The organism is Adlercreutzia sp. DFI.6.23 (genome assembly GCF_024462535.1).
GTDB classification, from domain to species: Bacteria; Actinomycetota; Coriobacteriia; order Coriobacteriales; family Eggerthellaceae; genus Adlercreutzia; species Adlercreutzia rubneri.
Window position 1 is genome coordinate 14,087 of record NZ_JANGBP010000013.1, and the last position, 15,705, is coordinate 29,791.

The 15,705-nt window shown below is 65.5% G+C and carries 14 protein-coding genes and 1 other RNA gene; 13 read left to right on the plus strand and 2 right to left on the minus strand.

Annotated elements, in window-relative coordinates; genetic code table 11:
• Positions 1-3: 3 nt before the first annotated feature.
• The 9 genes from NE591_RS11090 to NE591_RS11130 are packed head-to-tail and all read left to right on the plus strand — an operon-like array spanning position 4 to position 8,772.
• On the plus strand, positions 4-1,581 hold the full coding sequence (locus NE591_RS11090) for a hydrogenase 4 subunit F (RefSeq protein ID WP_114540180.1): 1,578 nt from the start codon (positions 4-6) through the stop codon (positions 1,579-1,581).
• A complete protein-coding gene (locus tag NE591_RS11095; protein WP_114540179.1) occupies positions 1,581-3,320 on the plus strand; it encodes an NADH-quinone oxidoreductase subunit C in 1,740 nt (579 codons plus the stop codon). The genes NE591_RS11090 and NE591_RS11095 overlap by 1 nt, the downstream gene beginning before the upstream one ends.
• A 3-nt stretch (positions 3,321-3,323) precedes the next feature.
• The gene (locus NE591_RS11100; RefSeq protein WP_114540178.1) at positions 3,324-3,854 is read left to right on the plus strand and encodes a formate hydrogenlyase complex iron-sulfur subunit; all 531 of its coding nucleotides are present in this window, start codon (positions 3,324-3,326) and stop codon (positions 3,852-3,854) included.
• A complete protein-coding gene (locus NE591_RS11105; RefSeq protein WP_022739030.1) occupies positions 3,855-4,637 on the plus strand; it encodes an NADH-quinone oxidoreductase subunit B family protein in 783 nt (260 codons plus the stop codon).
• The gene (locus NE591_RS11110; protein WP_114540177.1) at positions 4,634-5,221 is read left to right on the plus strand and encodes a formate hydrogenlyase maturation HycH family protein; all 588 of its coding nucleotides are present in this window, start codon (positions 4,634-4,636) and stop codon (positions 5,219-5,221) included. Before NE591_RS11105 ends, NE591_RS11110 begins: the two co-directional genes overlap by 4 nt.
• The gene (gene hycI, locus NE591_RS11115) at positions 5,215-5,721 is read left to right on the plus strand and encodes a hydrogenase maturation peptidase HycI (RefSeq protein WP_114540176.1); all 507 of its coding nucleotides are present in this window, start codon (positions 5,215-5,217) and stop codon (positions 5,719-5,721) included. The genes NE591_RS11110 and hycI overlap by 7 nt, the downstream gene beginning before the upstream one ends.
• Positions 5,722-5,772: 51 nt before the next feature.
• Complete coding sequence (locus NE591_RS11120) at positions 5,773-6,603, plus strand: formate/nitrite transporter family protein (protein WP_157012727.1); 831 nt, start codon at positions 5,773-5,775, stop codon at positions 6,601-6,603.
• Positions 6,604-6,606: 3 nt separating this feature from the next.
• Positions 6,607-7,416 carry a formate dehydrogenase accessory sulfurtransferase FdhD gene (fdhD, locus tag NE591_RS11125; RefSeq protein ID WP_114540175.1) on the plus strand — a complete coding sequence of 270 codons (810 nt, stop codon included), beginning with the start codon at positions 6,607-6,609 and terminating at the stop codon, positions 7,414-7,416.
• A gap of 21 nt (positions 7,417-7,437) precedes the next feature.
• The gene (locus NE591_RS11130; RefSeq protein WP_227070566.1) at positions 7,438-8,772 is read left to right on the plus strand and encodes a chloride channel protein; all 1,335 of its coding nucleotides are present in this window, start codon (positions 7,438-7,440) and stop codon (positions 8,770-8,772) included.
• Between the two features lie 159 nt (positions 8,773-8,931).
• Here NE591_RS11130 and NE591_RS11135 read toward each other — a convergent pair whose 3' ends face one another.
• Positions 8,932-9,969 (minus strand): tyrosine-protein phosphatase, encoded by a 1,038-nt coding sequence (locus tag NE591_RS11135; RefSeq protein ID WP_227070567.1) that lies wholly within the window; start codon positions 9,967-9,969, stop codon positions 8,932-8,934.
• An 8-nt stretch (positions 9,970-9,977) separates the two neighbouring features.
• Entirely contained in the window at positions 9,978-11,633 is a 1,656-nt protein-coding gene (locus tag NE591_RS11140) for an SNUT3/LISCH7 family protein (protein ID WP_114540173.1), read from the minus strand.
• Between the two features lie 231 nt (positions 11,634-11,864).
• Between NE591_RS11140 and ffs the strand changes: the two genes are divergently transcribed.
• The 4 genes from ffs to NE591_RS11160 all read left to right on the plus strand — a co-directional run bounded on the left by ffs (position 11,865) and on the right by NE591_RS11160 (position 15,685).
• An RNA gene (gene ffs, locus NE591_RS11145) (signal recognition particle sRNA small type) lies at positions 11,865-11,958 on the plus strand.
• A gap of 145 nt (positions 11,959-12,103) precedes the next feature.
• Positions 12,104-12,934, plus strand: a complete 831-nt coding sequence (locus NE591_RS11150; protein WP_022739063.1) for a VTT domain-containing protein — start codon at positions 12,104-12,106, stop codon at positions 12,932-12,934.
• Between the two features lie 3 nt (positions 12,935-12,937).
• Positions 12,938-15,301 (plus strand): DNA polymerase III subunit gamma/tau, encoded by a 2,364-nt coding sequence (dnaX, locus tag NE591_RS11155; protein ID WP_114540172.1) that lies wholly within the window; start codon positions 12,938-12,940, stop codon positions 15,299-15,301.
• A 75-nt stretch (positions 15,302-15,376) separates the two neighbouring features.
• Complete coding sequence (locus NE591_RS11160) at positions 15,377-15,685, plus strand: YbaB/EbfC family nucleoid-associated protein (RefSeq protein ID WP_022739071.1); 309 nt, start codon at positions 15,377-15,379, stop codon at positions 15,683-15,685.
• Positions 15,686-15,705 lie beyond the last annotated feature (20 nt).

A 15,705-nucleotide genomic window follows, 5' to 3' on the forward strand; every position in this document is an offset into this window, starting at 1 on the left:
GCCATGGATTACTCAATGTTACTTCTGGTGCTTTTGGGCTGTCCTTTGGCGGCGGCGCTGCTCATTGCCGTGCTGCCAGCGAAATCGACTCCCCGCGGCGCCTACGAGACTCTTCACGTACTCTCCCTGGCGGGCGTCGCGGTAGCGGGTCTGACGCTTGTGGTGGCCGCCTTTGCGGGCAGCGACATCTTCGCTTTGGGGGAGTGGTTCCATCTCGATGGCCTCAGCGCCCTGTTCTTGGGGCTCATCGCCGTCATCGCGCCTTGCACGGGCGTGTACTCGCTGCCCTATGTGGCCCACGATGTGGCCGAGGGCAAACTCGGGCCCTCCCAGGTGAAGCAGTACTATGCCTTCTTCAGTCTGTTCGTGTTCTCGATGATTCTCGCCGTCACCTCCAACAACATCATCATGATGTGGGTTTCGGTGGAGGCCACGACGCTTTCCACGGTGTTTCTCGTCGGTGTGTACCGCACGAAACTCGCCCTGGAGGCGGCTTGGAAGTACGTCATCGTCTGCACGGCTGGCGTGGCCTTCGGCTTGTTCGGGACGCTGCTCGTCTATGCGAACGCCGCCGACATTATGGCCGATCCGCACCAGGCGGTGTTCTGGACAGCCATCCTTCCCAACGCGCCGTTCATGGACCGGTCCCTCATGATGATCGCGTTCGTATTCGCGGCCATCGGTTTTGGAACCAAGGCGGGCCTGTTCCCCATGCACACGTGGCTCCCCGATGCCCACTCCGAGGCGCCGAGCCCGGTGTCGGCCCTGCTCTCCGGCGTGCTTTTGAAATGCGCCATCCTCATCGTGCTGCGCTTCTATATTCTGACGGCGGCCAATGTAGGCGCGACGTTCCCCCAGACGGTCATGATGATCCTTGGCGTGCTGTCGGTGTGCTACGCGGCCTTCGAGGTGTACAAGCAGAACGACCTCAAGCGCAAGCTGGCCTACAGCTCGTGCGAGAACGTGGGGCTCATCGCCGTGTGCTTCGGCATCGGCGGCCCCCTCGGCATCATCGCCGGGCTCGTGCATTGCGTGGCCCACGGCCTCACCAAGGCCCTCATGTTCTGCCTGTCCGGCAATGTGATGATGAAGTACCACACGCGCGACCTCGCGAAGATCTCGGGCATCATTTCGGTGGCGCCGGTGACCGGCGTGCTGTTCGCGGCCGGCTGCCTGGCTTTGGCGGGCTTCCCTCCCTTTGCCATGTTCGTCAGCGAGATGTTCATGGTTCTCGCCGGCGTGGCCGCGGAAGTTTGGTGGGCCGTGGCGCTTGTGCTCGTGGCGCTCGTGGTGGTGATTATGGCGCTCGTGCGCATGATCACCGGATCGGCGCTGGGGCGCGTGCCCGAGGGCGTGAAGCGCGGCGACGTGCCCGCTTTGGCGCTTGTGCCCGAGGTGGTGCTCCTCGCTTTGGTGGTGCTGCTCGGCGTGGCGCTGCCGGGGCCCTTGGCCGGCTCCATTGAAGAGGCCAGCGCCATTGTCATGTCCTACGAGGAAGAGGGCCTCTCTTCCGGCAGCTTGTTCGAAGATGCCCTGGCGGCTTTGGCTTTCGATGATACCCCCGAGGAGGTGTTCGAGTAATGACGACGAAGAAGCAGTCGCCTTTGCGCGTGGGCGAGACCCATGTTCAGGCCGTGAGGGACACCTTTCCCGGCGCGGTGCTCGATGCGACGTGGCAGGCCGCCGATCAGGTGACCATTACGGTGCCCACCGATATGCTGCCCGATGTGGTGGAGTTTCTGTACTACGGCCGCGGCGGCTGGCTGCCCAACATGGTGGCCAACGACGAGCGTCCGCTGCATGGTTGCTACGCCCTGTACTACCTGCTCTCTATGGAGGAGAGCGATCCGGGGTTCGTGGTGGTGCGCGCCGAGGTGGATCCGCATTCCATGGAATACCCGTCGGTGACCCCGCGGGTTCCCGCTTGCGTGTGGAGCGAGCGGGAGGCCTTCGACATGTTCGGCCTGCGCGCCATGGGGCTCCCCGACGAGCGCCGGCTCGTGCTGCCGGACGACTGGCCCGATAATCTGTATCCGCTGCGCAAGGACTCCATGGACTACCGCAAGCGCCCGGCTCCCGTGACCGATGTGGAGAACTACTCGTTTCTCTACGAGGGCCATGCCGAGGAGACGACCGAGGTGCCCATGGGCCCTCTGCATATCACCTCCGACGAGCCGGGGCACTTCCGCCTGTTCGTGGAAGGGGAGGACATCATCGATGCGGACTACCGCCTGTTCTACGTGCACCGTGGCATGGAGAAGGTGGCCGAGAGCCGCCTGAACTACGACGCCGTGACGTTTCTGGCGGATCGCATCTGCGGCATCTGTGGCAACGCCCACTCGGTGGCCTACGCCGAGGCGGTGGAACACGCCCAGGGCATCGAGGTGCCCGTGCGCGCCCAGTACATCCGCTCCATCTTGCTGGAGGTCGAGCGTTTGCACTCTCATTTGCTGAACCTGGGGCTGGTGTGCCACTACTGCGGGTTCGATACGGGATTCCAGCACTTCTTCCGGGTTCGCGAGAAGACCATGGACTTGGCCGTGCTGCTCACCGGAGCCCGCAAGACCTACGGCTTGAACCTGATCGGCGGCGTGCGGCGCGACATCTTGGACGAGCAGAAGCTCGCCACGATCAAGTACGTGCGGGAGCTGCGGCACGAGGTGGAGGCGCTCGTGGACATGCTCGTGTCCACGGCCAACTTCGAGTCGCGCACGGCCGGCATCGGAAGGCTTGACCCGGCGGTGGCCCGCGACTTCAGCCCCGTGGGGCCCTGTGTTCGCGGCAGCGGCATCGCCCGCGATGTCCGTTTCGACCATCCCTTCGACGGCTACAAGTTCCTCGTGGGAATGTCGGCGCGCAGCCACGACGGCTGCGACGTGCAGAGCCGCACGCTGGTGCGCGTGGAGGAGTTTATGGATTCCCTGGATATGATCGAGCAGCTGCTCGAGGGAGCGCCGTCCGGGCCCATTCAAACGGAAGACTGGCAGTACACACCGCACAAGTTCGCCTTGGGCTACACCGAGGCGCCCCGCGGCGAAGACATGCACTGGGCTCAGGTGGGGGACAACCAGAAATGCTATCGCTGGCGCGCCAAGGCGGCCACGTACTCGAACTGGCCGATTTTGCGCTACATGTTCCGCGGCAACACCGTGGCCGACGCCGCCATCATCGTGGGTTCCATGGATCCGTGCTATTCCTGCACCGATCGCGTGACGGTGGTCGATGTCAAGAAGAAGACGTCCACCGTGCTCACCAAAGATCAGCTCGAGGGCTACTGCCGCCGCCGCACGCACTCGCCTCTTTCCGGGAAGGGGTGGTAGGCTATGCTGAAGCTGTTCAAGGAAATCCGCAAAACCGGCGACGCCACGGTGGGCTATCCTTTCACTCCCCTGGAGATGCCCGCGGGGTTTCGCGGCAAGCCGGAGCACAACGAGAAGCTCTGCATCGCGTGCGCGGCCTGCGCCATCGCCTGTCCCGCCAATGCCATCACTATGGAACTTGATGCCGAGCAGAACTACCTCACGTGGGATATCAGCTACGGTCGCTGCATCTTCTGCGGGCGCTGCCAGGAGGTCTGCCCTCTGTTCGCCATCGAGCTGACAACCGACTTCGAGCTGGCCGTGACGAACAAGGAGGATCTGCGCGAGTCCTGCTCCTACGGCGTGGCCCGCTGCGCTCGTTGCGGCAAGCCCTATGCCCCGGCCAAGGAGGTCGATTACGCTCGCCGCGTGCTCGCGGGCGTGGGCGGTTCTGCCGCGGCCGATATCGAAAAGGTCGACCTGTGCCTGGATTGCCGCCGCATCGACGATGCCGAGGCCTTTGCGCACCAGGCGCCCGAGAGGGGGGAGGAGTAAATGCTGGAGAACGATTTTCCGCTCGATCTCCAATGGCGGCCCGATCCGGTCGTGCTGGACGCGAAGGTGGCCGAGGCGAAGCAGAAGCTCCTTGAGTCCATCAAGCGCTCCGTGTACGTCTATCGCGTCGATTGCGGCGGTTGCAACGGCTGCGAGATCGAGATTTTCGCCACCATCACCGCGGTCTTCGACGCGGAGCGCTTCGGCATAAAGGTCGTGCCCTCGCCGCGCCATGCGGATATGCTCATCTATACCGGGGCCATGACGCGCTCCATGCGGGAGCCGGCGCTTCGGGCCTACCATGCGGCCCCCGATCCGAAGATTGTGATGTCGTACGGGGCTTGCGGGTGCACGGGCGGCATCTTCCACGACAACTACTGCGTGTGGGGCGGCACCGATCCGATTCTGCCAGTTGACGTGTACGTGCCGGGATGCCCGCCCTCGCCGCCGGCCACGATCTTCGGGTTCGCCACGGCTTTGGGCCTTTTGGATCAGAAGTTGCACGCGAGCCACCATGTGGCCCCGGCCGGCGAGCAGGCGCCCGTGGCCTTCCCGGCCATTCCCTACAAGGTGCGCACGGCGTTCGAGCGCGAGGCGCGCCGCATGAGCGGGTACTACTACGGAAAGCAGATCGTGGACGAGTTCATGCTGGCGTTGTCCAAGGACACGGTGGATGCCCTGGGAGCGGCCGATGCGCTCATCGCCGCCGAGACCGATACGCGCAAGCGCGCCGTGTTCATGGATCTGAAGGCGCTGCTTTTGAGCAAGGTCGTCGACGAATGAGCGTGACCGTGCGACAGCGATGCAGGCGCGAGGCCGCCGGTTTCGAGGAGCCGGCGGCCTTGGGGGACGTCCTTTCGCCCACAAGGCCGCTCGCGGCCCATACCACCGATGGGCGCACGGCTCGCGAGGTGGTGTTCTACCGGCTGGGCGAGAAGTTCGTCGATCACGAGCGCTCTATCCCTGAGGATGTGCGGTCGGTGCTGTACTACACGCTGGCCATTGGGCACCATACCGGGGTCATCGATTGCCTTGCCCCTCGCTTGACGACTTCGCGCGAGGTGTTCGCCGACGTGCTGGCGCTTCTCGGCCCGGGTCGGGCCCACGACAAGCTGGCGGGTATTGAGAAGTTCGGCGAGATCGAGGTGAAAAAGGAGCACGTGCCCGTGCTGAAGCCCGCGGTTCTCGCGGCGCTCGATCGCGTGGGCGCTGCCCTGGAAGTGAGCGACGAGCCGCCCTTGTGCGCCGTGTCGGAGGCGGTTGTCGCCATCGATGCCCCGGCGTGGCTAGAGGAGTTCCTGCGTCTTTTGGAGGAGATCCAGTGCGAGCCGTGCGTGTACGCCATGGGGAGGAGGGTCACATGCTGAATGCCGAGGAGATTCTCGCGGCCAGCGAGGCGTCCAAACGCGGTGGCAACATCGTTTTCTGCGTGGGCAGCGTCCTGCGCGGCGACGATGCGGCCGGGCCTCTTCTGGCCAAGAAGCTGGAGGATTTTCCCGTGGAGGGCTGGACGGCCGTGGACGGCGGCCAGACCCCCGAGAACGATCTGGGCTATCTGCGGCGCCTTGCGCCGAGGCGGCTTCTGCTGGTGGATGCGGCGGCCATGGGCCTTGAGCCCGGCGCTATCCGCCGCCTTCAGGCCGCGGACGTGGCCACCCAGTCGCTTATAACGACCCACACGCTGCCCATCACGTACCTGCTCGGCGAGCTGGAGGCCGTGTGCGAAGAGGTCGTGTTTCTGGGCGTGCAGCCCGCGGGGACCGAGTTCTTCGATCCGGTGAGCCCCCGGGTGCTCGCGGCCGTGGAGCACGTGTACCAGTGCCTCGCCGATGGTGCCGATTTCGAGCAGTATCCCTTTGTGAATTGAGATGACGCACGTAGGTGCGCCTTTGGTAACTTGGAAAGGATTGAAACAACTATGGCTATTGTGAAAGAAGATCTGGCCGCTGTGAGCCCCGATGCGCTCGCGCCGGCGGCCACCGAGGCCAAGGCCGAGAACATCGGCGTGACGAAGGCGGCCATGCCCGGTGCCAAGTGCTTCGTCTCCGCCATGCTCGCCGGCGCCTTCATCGGCTTCGGCGGCATGTACTTCTGCACCTTCCTCGGCGACACCACCATGGCCTTCGGCGTGCAGCGCCTCGTCGGCGGCTTGTGCTTCTGCCTGGGCCTGTGCCTGGTGCTGTGCTGCGGCGCGGAGCTGTTCACGGGCAACGTGCTCATGGTGTGCGCGAAGGCGTCGAAAAAGATCACCTTCGGCGGCCTGTTCCGCAACTGGGGCATTGTATGGGTCGGCAACCTCGCCGGATCGCTTCTGGCTATGTTCATCATCTTCATGTCGAATTTGCAGGGTATGAACGGGGGCGCCGTGGGCGAGGCGTTCGTCTCGGTGGCCGCCGGCAAGGTGTCGCTCGCGCCCGAGGTGCTCTTCTTCAAGGCGATTCTCTGCAACATCCTCGTGTGCCTGGCCGTGTGGATCGGCTTCTCCTCGAAGACGACGGCCGATAAGGTTCTGGGCATCCTGCTTCCCATTTCGGCCTTCGTGGCCTGCGGGTTCGAGCACTGCGTGGCGAACATGTTCTTCCTTCCCATGGGCCTGGTGCTCAACGGCCTCGGCTTCGGCGCGGCCGGCGCGGTGACGCTGGGGGGCGTTGCCTACAACCTCGTGCTCGCCACGCTCGGCAACATTGTCGGCGGTCTTTTAGTGGGTCTGGCCTACTGGTTCATCTACCGCAAGAAGCAGGAGAAGTAGATCATGAACGTGATCGATCGGTATCGGGAGGGCGAGCCGGTGGAGCTCTGCGAGGGCGAGCTGCTGACGCCGGCGGGACTTGCAGGCGACGCCGCGAGAGGGGTGCTCGTCGAGCATGCCATGGAGGTGACCGTCAACACGGTGCCCACCATGCGCGTCGTCTGCACTCCCGATCACCTGGTCGATTTGGTGGTGGGCCGTCTCTACACCGAGGGCATCGTGGGAGGGCTCGACGATATCGAGGACATCTACGTATGCGATCAGGGGACGCGTGCCTCGGTGCTGCTCTCCTGCCATCATGCTGATTTTTCGCGGCAGGGTGTCGAGACGGTTCCCTCGTGCTGCACGGGCAACCGCGTCTATAACCGCTACTTCACCAGCGACGAGCGCCCGGCCAAGGTGAAGCCCATTCCGTGGGAGGCGGCATGGGTCTTCGCCGCGGCGCGAGCGTTTGCGGAGGATTCGCCTTTGCACAAGGCGACGACGGGCACTCACAGCTGCTATCTCGTGCTCGGGGGCACCGTGACCATCTGCCGCGAGGATCTGGGTCGCCACAACGCCTTCGACAAGGTGGTGGGGGCCGCTTTGCGCGAGGGCATCGATTTGCGGGACGCGCTGATCTTCTCAAGCGGTCGTTTGCCGGTGGACATGGTCATGAAGGCCATCCATGCCGGCGTTCCGATTTTGGCCACCAAGGCGGTGCCCACCGACGAGACCATTCGCCTCGCCCGTGAATTCGATCTGACGCTTATCTGCCAGGCGCGTCCCGATTCGGCCGTGGTCTACAACGACCCTTTGGGGGAGAAGCGCTAGGGGGTTGAGAAGGGGAGGCCGATGAGCGCCGCGAAGCGACAATCTGCGAGGGCGGGCGTGATTTTCGCGCTCGCCTTGGTGGTGCTCGGGGCGCTGGTCGGCCTGCTCACCGTTGCGCTCAGCGTTGCCGTAGACGGGGGCGCCTCCCTGTTTGCGGAGCGACCGCAGCTCGTTTGGCTGCTGCCGGTGGCGGGGCTTTGCTCCTATGGGGCGTATCGGGCGGTCGGCCTTGATTTTTCCTGGAGCACCGCTCGGGTCATGGAGGCAGTTCGCGATGGGCGTTCGGTGCCTCCGCTGCTTGCGCCGGCGATCATCGTGGGCACGGCGCTCACGGTGCTGTGCGGAGGGTCGGTGGGCAAGGAGGCGGCGGCGCTCCAGATGGGCGCGGCGGCAAGCGGCCTTTTGCGCGATCGTGTTTCCGCGCGTTTCCGCACGGTGCTGGCGCCAGCGGCTATGGGCGCCGCTCTCGGCGCTATGCTGGATGCCCCGTTGGCGGGCGTCGTGTTCTCCTTCGAGGCGCTTCGCCGAAGGCCCGGCTCGCTTGCTTCGCTCGCTGCGCCGGCGGTGACGTCTTTAGTGTCCTGGAGCGTGGTACGGGCGATGGGCGTACGCTTTCTTCCGGGTTCCGTTGCGGCGCCGGCCGTATTGGACGTTGTCCTCGCAGGCGATTCCTTCATGGGGGATCGGGTTGTCGGGGCTCTGCTTTTGCTCGCTGCGGTGGGTGCGGCGGCGGGACTGCTGGCCCTTGCTTTCTGCGGAGCGCTCGGGAAGCTTCGGGGCGGTCTCGCCCGGCTCGGGGCGCCCGTCTTTGCGCTGGCGGTCGGGGGAGTGGCCACGGCGCTCGTCGTCGGCTATGCGGATCTTTTCCACTATGAGGACGTGCGCTCGTACTGCGGTACGGGCCTTTTGCAGATTGAGGCGGCTCTGGCGGGGGAGGCTCTGCCTTGGTGGGCCTTCATCGTAAAGGCGGCACTTACGCTGCTCACTCTTGCCGGTGGTTTCAAGGGCGGCGAGATCATGCCCGTTCTCGCCATCGGCACCTGCCTCGGCGCGGCAGTCTTCTCCGCTGCGTCGTCGCTTCTCCCCGCATCTATCTTGGGCGCTGTGGGAGCGAGTAGGTCTCTCGGAGCCCTCGTCGGCATGGTCGCCTTTTTCGCCGCCTGCACTAACTGTCCTCTGACGGCTCTCGTGTTTGCTGGCGAGCTACTCGGCTTCGCTTCCTTGCCCGCCACGATTGTCGCGATAGTTCCCGCCTATCTGATCGCCCGCCGGGTCAGTCTTTATCCGACCTCCTTGCAGCGTGCGCGAGGCAAATGCCAGTTCGACCCCGTTATGGCCCGGCGCGATGCCAGTTAAGGGGTGAAATGGTAAGGAAATGCCAGTTCGACCCCGTTATGGCAAGACGCAAACGACCATTTCTGGGTCGAACTGGCATTTGCACGGGCAAAAGCGAAAATGCGCGCCCGAGCTTTGGGCTGTCGGCTTCCAGGGCGCAGGCGTTTTCTGGAGCGCGTTCTAGGCCACCAGGGCGCGGAGGCTCTCGATCGCCTCGTTGGTGAGATGCAGGCCCTCGCGCAGGTAGGTAGCGAAGCTGCCGTAGAGGCGGTCGATCTCGTCGAAGTAGGCGCGCAGGTAGGCCGGGCGCGCTTCCAGAAACGACATCAGGATGGCACGCTCGTGGTCGGTCATGCCGCCGTCGAGGTGCGCGGCCTCCTCCGCGATGAGGTCGGCGTGGTCGGTGTTCACTCGCAGGTAGTCCTCCATGATGGCGTCCTCGTCGGCGCCGGTGGCGCGCAGCAAGGTGGCGCATAGCACGCCGGTGCGGTCCTTGCCGTTTACGCAGTGGATGAGCGCGGGGCGTCCCTCGGCGGCCATGGAGCGCAGGGCCTGGCCTACCAGCGGATACTCGCGCACGTAACGGCGGTAGTTCGCGCCCATGCGCTCCTCGGGCTCACCGTAGCGCTCGATAACGCCGGCAATCAGGCGCTTGTCGGAATCCTTGCGGCGGTGCTCGGTGGAAGGTTCCAGGGCCACGGTGCGCATGCCCACGATATAGGGCTCCGGGTGCGCCGCCACTTCGGCGGCCGTACGTAGGTCGTAAATGGTGGCGATGCCGAGGGCGCCCGAGAGGAAGGCCGCCTCTTCGCCCGTGAGGTTCGAAAGCTCTCGGGAACGGAAGATGCGCGCGTCTCTGAACGAGCCGCCCACGGCTCGGATACGCGCATCTCCGTAGGTGCCTCCGGCGGGCAGCGCCTCGAAGGCGAAGCCGGCCACGAGTGCGGAGGGCTCGCCGTCCTCGGTCACGGGTCGCACCTTCAAGAGGTAGCGCCCGGGGGTCTCCGGCGTGTAGACGAACCGCCAGTTCACCCCACGGCTTTTGTCCACCGCGGCGGTAGGGTAGGCCGTCCACGAGGCGCCGTCGTCCAGGGAGAACTCCATGGCGCAGATCGTGCGATCGAAGTCGTCAACATAGCCGGCGAACTCGATGGGCTGCCCGGCATAGTAGGGTGGCCGCGTGCGTGGGGCGAGAGGATTATCGGGAGCGTCGGCCACGGATCCTCCTATACCAAGTCGCCGCGGATTTCCAGTAGGGTGCGGGCGAGGTGGGCGAAGGCCTGCTCGCCGGCGGCCGAGTCGGGCGCATTGGTCATGATGGTTATGAGGTAGTCGCGACCGTTGATGGTGACGATGCCCGAATCGCACACGGCGTCGTCGTCTTGGCCGTCGATCCAGCCGGCTTTGTTGCGCACGGTGATGTTCGTGCCGATGGACGCAACGGTCTTATCCTCTTCAATGAGCGTCTGGCCGCCCTCCGCGTCTTCGGCGAGCACAGAGCCGTCGCCTTCGGAGCCGTCGGCGGGCGTGCTCTCCTCGGAGCCCTCCTCGTCGCTTCCGTCGTCTTCCACGCCCTCCTCGCCGCCGGAACCCTCTTCCGGCAGGTAGTCGGTGTGCCCTGCGCTCGTGGTGCCCAGGGCGCCGTTGCGCAGGAATGAGACTTCGGTTTTGCCGAAGGTGTCGGAGAGCCACTGGGCTGCCGAGGTATCGGCAGTCGTCAGGTACTCGTAGATCTTCAACCACATGAGGGCCGACTGGCGTGCCGTGTAGGTGGGGAAGTACGTGTCGTTTACCAGCGCGGTGTCGACGCCGGCCTCGGCCAGCCATGCTTCCATGCCGTCGTTTCCGTAGGTGCGGCGCAGCTTGCCGTAGGAGGAATTGTCCGACCAGACAATGGTGTTTTCCACCTGAGTGAGGCGCGAAGACGAGGCGCGGTCGATGTCGTTGGGGAACTCCTTGTTCACCACATAGGCGCAATAGGGGCCTTTGAACGAGCTGGCGCCGTAGATGGGCACGTCCACGTTGCCGGCAATGCCGCGTCCCGTGCCCAGATCCATGATGAGGTAGCTGGCCTCATAGCCATTGTTGTCGTAGTAGGAGAGCGCGTTGTTCAAGCTCACGAGGGAACGGTCGGAGAGCACGGGCGCGGCGGCCTGCTCGCCGGCGTCGTTGGTCGCGTTGCCGAGGGCGAAGGCGAAGGGGGCCTTCTGACCGGCGAGGTTGGTGAGGTCGTCGCGGGTCGGCGTGTAGGCGGGCAGCTGGGCCAGCTCCGGCTCGACGGGGCGGGCGAGGCTTACCTGGGTGGCGACGTTCTGCGCGAAGTAGGAAGCGTTGTTGCCCACGGCGTTGGCGCTGGCGACACCGACGTGCTTGCTGCCGTCTTTGGCGGCGGCCGATGCGAAAGGACCGATGTGGAAAAGCGCCATGGCGAAGATGACGGCCAGCGCGATGACGATGAGCGCCATGGCCGCCCGTGCGAGGTTGAAACCGCCAGTCGGGGCGAGGGTGTGCATCTGGGGGGCGAATGCGGCGCCTGCGCGAGGGGCGTGGCTGCCGCGGCCAGAGGGAGCGCCGTTGCGCGAACGCCCCTGGGCGCTGCGATTGCCGGCGGGCGCTTGATTGCCGCGGGGCCTCTCGCCGCGTGCAGAGCGCTCGTCGCCCGAGTGCCGGCGTCCCGACTCGGGTTCGCGACGCCGGTCGCGACTTGAGGGGTACTCGTCGCGCAGGGGATTATGCCGGGTGCTGCGCGGGCGATTGTCGGAGGAAGAAGACGAACGGGTGGCACCAGTGGAGCGGCCGTCGAAGCGGCCCGTGGAAAGAGAGAGGCCGCCTTGGGAGCGTCTGGGTTCGTCGTCGTAGCGGCTGTAATCGGATCGGGCCATGACATCCTCGGGACTGATGTGTTTGAGTTACGTTTAAGGGTCGAAAGAATAGTAGCAATTCCCCCGGTTTTTGCGAAGACCTTACGAAGATCTTAACAAGGATCGCGTAGTGAAAATGCCCGCAGACGGTCTTTAGCGGGCGCCCTATGGACTTTTAGTTGCCGGAGGGGAGCGCCGTCGCCAGTCGTGCGCGCTTCCCCTATACTTAGGCCTTACGAGTTCGAGTGCCTCGAATGGGTATGGGCGGCGACATGTTCCGAACCTGGTCAGGTCCGGGAGGAAGCAGCCATAAGGGACCGCTGACGAGCGCCCATACCTATTCGGGGCACTTTTGCGCGAAGGGCGCACCGCGGTGCCAACGTAAAATTACCGTGGCGCTTTTGCGCAGGGTCTCGTTGCCGTGACCTCTGAAAATACAATGGGGCCGGCGGCGCGCCGCCTTCTACGTTATTCTGCAGATTGGAGACTCGGTGGGCATCATCGACTTTTTCATCAACCTTTTGAAAGACCCGCGCGGCTTCATCGCCGGCTGGATCATCGCTTTGGGCCCGGTGTGGGTGTACACGCCGCTGTTCCTCATCGTGTTCGTGGAGACGGGGCTGGTGTTCTTCCCGTTTCTGCCGGGCGACTCGCTCCTGTTCGCAGCGGGCGTGTTCTCCGCCGACGGCGGCGGCCTGAACGTGTGGGCCACGCTCATCGTGTTCTGGGCGGCAGCCATTTTGGGCAACACCTCGAACTACTGGATCGCGCGCCTGTTCGGCAGCCGCATCATCGATTCGGGGAAGGTGAAGGCGCTCACGCCCGAGCGCATGGCCAAGCTCGACCACTTCTTCGAGCGCTATGGCGGGCTCACGATCATCATCACGCGGTTCATGCCGTTTTTCCGCACCTTCGCGCCGTTCATCGCCGGTACCGGACATATGAACTTCGGGAAGTTCACGTTCTTCAACGCCGTCGGCGGCATCTCCTGGGTGAGCCTGTTCGTGCTGGTGGGATACTTCTTCGGCGGTATTCCGTTTGTGCAGGAGCACTTCGAGGTGATCGTGCTGGGCATTGTGGCCGTGTCGGTGGCGCCGGCGTTCATCGGTGTCATCAAGGCCGCGCTGAACAGTCGTCGCGCCAAGGAGGGCGATCCGGTAGCCCAGGCGGCCGAGCGCGTGAACGAGGCCGAGTACGAGCGCGAGCTGACCGAGGAGCGCGTGATGCGCGCCGAGGCCGAGGCGAAGGCGGAGGCGCGGCGCCGGGTGGCGGCCGAGGACGCGCAGGCGGCTTCCGAGACTGAGGAGAAAGGCGGGGAGTAGGCCATGGCCGAGGCACTCTATCGCAAGTACCGACCGCAGATCTTCGAGGACGTGGTCGGTCAGGAGCACATCGAGCGCACCATCAAAAACGCCATCGCCCAGGACAAGGTGAGCCACGCCTACCTGTTCACGGGCCCGCGCGGCACCGGCAAGACCACCACGGCGCGCCTTCTGGCCAAGGCGCTTCTGTGCGAGAAGGGGCCTACGGCCGAGCCCGACGGCACCTGCGACGATTGCGAGATGATCGCTGCCGGCGAGCACCCCGATGTGTACGAGCTGGACGCCGCGAGCCGCACCGGCGTGGAGAACGTTCGCGAGGAGATCATCGGCCGCGTGCAGTTCGCGCCGACGCGCGGGCGCTACAAGGTATACATCATCGACGAGGTGCACATGCTCTCGACGGCCGCCTTCAACGCGTTGTTGAAGACGCTGGAGGAGCCGCCGAGCCACGTGGTATTCATCCTGGCCACCACCGATCCCCAGAAGGTGCCCGAGACCATTCACTCGCGGTGCCAGCGCTTCGATTTCCGCCGCATCTCCACCGAGGCCATGGTGTCTCGCTTGGGGGCCATCTGCACCGCCGAGAACGTGGAGTTCGAAGGGGAGGCCCTGGAGCTCATCGCGCATCGGGCCGAGGGCGGCATGCGCAACGCGCTCACTTCGCTGGAGCAGCTCATCGCCTTCGGCGACGGTGCGGTGACCATGGAAGTGGCCGAGCGGATGCTGGGAGCCGTGGACTCCACGGATTTGGCCGACATCGTGCGGACGATAGGCGTCCGCGACGCGGCGGCGTGCTTCCGCTGGGTGGCCGAGTACGTGGAAACCGGCGCCGACATGGCCCAGTTCGTCGCGAATTTGGCCGAGCATATGCGCAACATGTACGTTATGGCTGTGGCGGGGCCCGAGGTGGTGCTCGACGTGTCCGAGACGACGCGCCGCGAGCTGATCCAGGAGCTGCCGCTGTTCGGCGTCGACCGCCTGGCGCGGCTTCTGGGTGTTTTGGGGGATGTAGCCGGCGAGCTGAAGACGTCCACGAACCCGCGGCTTACCTTCGAGATCGCGCTGACGCGTATGGTACGCCCCGACGCCGATGTGACGTTGGAAGCTCTGGCCGAGCGCGTGGAAACCCTGGAGCGCCAGCTGGCCGGCGCCTCTGTCGTGGCTGCCGCGGCGCCCGCGTCCGCAGGCGTGCCGGTGGCTGCTCCTGCGCCTGTGTCTGCCGCTGCTCCGGCGGCGGTCGTTTCGGCAGCGGTTGCCCCTGCTGGAGCGAGCCCCGTAGGGGGCGACCTTGGTCGCCCCTCGGCTCCAGCTGGGTCAGCGCCGTGCGACAGCCCGTCCGCCTCGCTCGCCGAGGGGCGACCAAGGTCTGCCCCTACGGAAGAGGTTGTCCCGGCGGCAGCCCCTGCCGCGGCGACCTCTGCTGCCGTTGCCCCCGCGCCGTCTACGGCATCCGCCCCCGTTTCCGCACCGCCCGCTTCGGCCGCTGCGGGCGCCTTATCGCCGGAAATCACCGCCGCCCTCTCGAATATGGCCTCGCTTCAGCGTCTCTGGGCCGGTGTTCTCGCCTCGCTGAAGAAGTCCAAGGCGGCCTACGGCGTGCTGTTCATGAACACCAAGGCGGTCTTCGATGCGGCGGCGGGCGCGCTTCTCATCGAGTTCCCCGCCGAGAACGACTTCGCCTTCCGCGCCGTGCAGAAACCCGACGTGCAGGCCGAGCTCGCCCAGGCTCTGCGCCGTGAAGCCCACGGGGACATTCCCTTCGAGCTGCGCAAGGGCGGCGCCTCGGCTCCGATGGCCTCTGCTCCCGCCGCGGCTTCCGCATTTAACGTACCCGCACCGGCCTCTCAATCGGTACCTGCCCCGTCCGCTGCTTCGGCGAGCCCGATGTCCGGCGCGCCTTCTAGCGTGAGCGCGCCCGCGGTTCCCGCTTCCGCCGCTGTGCCGGCCCTCTCGCCGGCCCCCGCGCCCGATGACGATCGGCCGCCCTACGACGACTACGTCCCCTACGACGATGCGGATATCCCTTTCGAGGATCCCTTCGCCTCCCGGGGCGCCTCGCCCCAGGGCGCAGCGACCTTCCCGGCGCCGAGCGTCTCCGCAAATGCCTCTCCCGCAGCCTCTTCCGAAGTGCCCCCGTGGGAGGAGGCGCCCCAGGTGCCGGCGCCGTCTGGTGCGACACCTCAAGCGCCTGCGTCCGCTCCTGCCCCCTCGCCGGCCCCTTCGATGGCAGCACCGTCCGCCTCCGCGCTTCCCCCCGAGCCCGATGCCGTGTCCGGGCCTTCCCCGAATCCCGTAGAGGAGCCCGACCTCGCCGCCTCGCTTGCCTTCGGCTTCGGCGACGGCGTCAACTTCGAGGAAGTCGTCTAAGCGAGATTGGGCGAGATGCCCTAGAATACGTTAGCAGTCGGGCGCGACCCGCGAACCAGCAAAGGAGACCCTTTCATGGACATGAAGAAAATGATGAAGCAGGCTCAGAAGATGCAGCGCGATGCTGCCGCGGCCCAGCAGGAGATCGCCGCCATGACCTTCGAGGCCTCGGCCGGCGGCGGCATGGTGAAGGCCACGGCCACCGGCGAGATGGCCATCACCGACATCACCATCGACCCCGCTGCCGTGGATCCCGAGGACGTGGAGATGCTGCAGGACATGGTCGTCGCCGCCGTGAACGAGGCGCTGCGCGCCGCCAGCGAGGCGGCCAACGCCCGCATGAACGCCGTCATGGGCGGCATGAAGATCCCCGGCCTGATGTAGCCAGGCCGTCTCCATCTCAA

What these genes read in the sequence shown, in the direction of transcription:
- NE591_RS11140 (WP_114540173.1), bottom strand. Translation starts at nt 11,633, where the DNA reads ATGGCCCGATCCGATTACAGCCGCTACGACGACGAACCCAGACGCTCC.
- hycI (WP_114540176.1), top strand. Translation starts at nt 5,215, where the DNA reads ATGCTGAATGCCGAGGAGATTCTCGCGGCCAGCGAGGCGTCCAAACGC.
- dnaX (WP_114540172.1), top strand. Translation starts at nt 12,938, where the DNA reads ATGGCCGAGGCACTCTATCGCAAGTACCGACCGCAGATCTTCGAGGAC.
- NE591_RS11130 (WP_227070566.1), top strand. Translation starts at nt 7,438, where the DNA reads ATGAGCGCCGCGAAGCGACAATCTGCGAGGGCGGGCGTGATTTTCGCG.
- NE591_RS11105 (WP_022739030.1), top strand. Translation starts at nt 3,855, where the DNA reads ATGCTGGAGAACGATTTTCCGCTCGATCTCCAATGGCGGCCCGATCCG.
- NE591_RS11100 (WP_114540178.1), top strand. Translation starts at nt 3,324, where the DNA reads ATGCTGAAGCTGTTCAAGGAAATCCGCAAAACCGGCGACGCCACGGTG.
- NE591_RS11095 (WP_114540179.1), top strand. Translation starts at nt 1,581, where the DNA reads ATGACGACGAAGAAGCAGTCGCCTTTGCGCGTGGGCGAGACCCATGTT.
- NE591_RS11120 (WP_157012727.1), top strand. Translation starts at nt 5,773, where the DNA reads ATGGCTATTGTGAAAGAAGATCTGGCCGCTGTGAGCCCCGATGCGCTC.
- fdhD (WP_114540175.1), top strand. Translation starts at nt 6,607, where the DNA reads ATGAACGTGATCGATCGGTATCGGGAGGGCGAGCCGGTGGAGCTCTGC.
- NE591_RS11110 (WP_114540177.1), top strand. Translation starts at nt 4,634, where the DNA reads ATGAGCGTGACCGTGCGACAGCGATGCAGGCGCGAGGCCGCCGGTTTC.
- NE591_RS11160 (WP_022739071.1), top strand. Translation starts at nt 15,377, where the DNA reads ATGGACATGAAGAAAATGATGAAGCAGGCTCAGAAGATGCAGCGCGAT.
- NE591_RS11090 (WP_114540180.1), top strand. Translation starts at nt 4, where the DNA reads ATGGATTACTCAATGTTACTTCTGGTGCTTTTGGGCTGTCCTTTGGCG.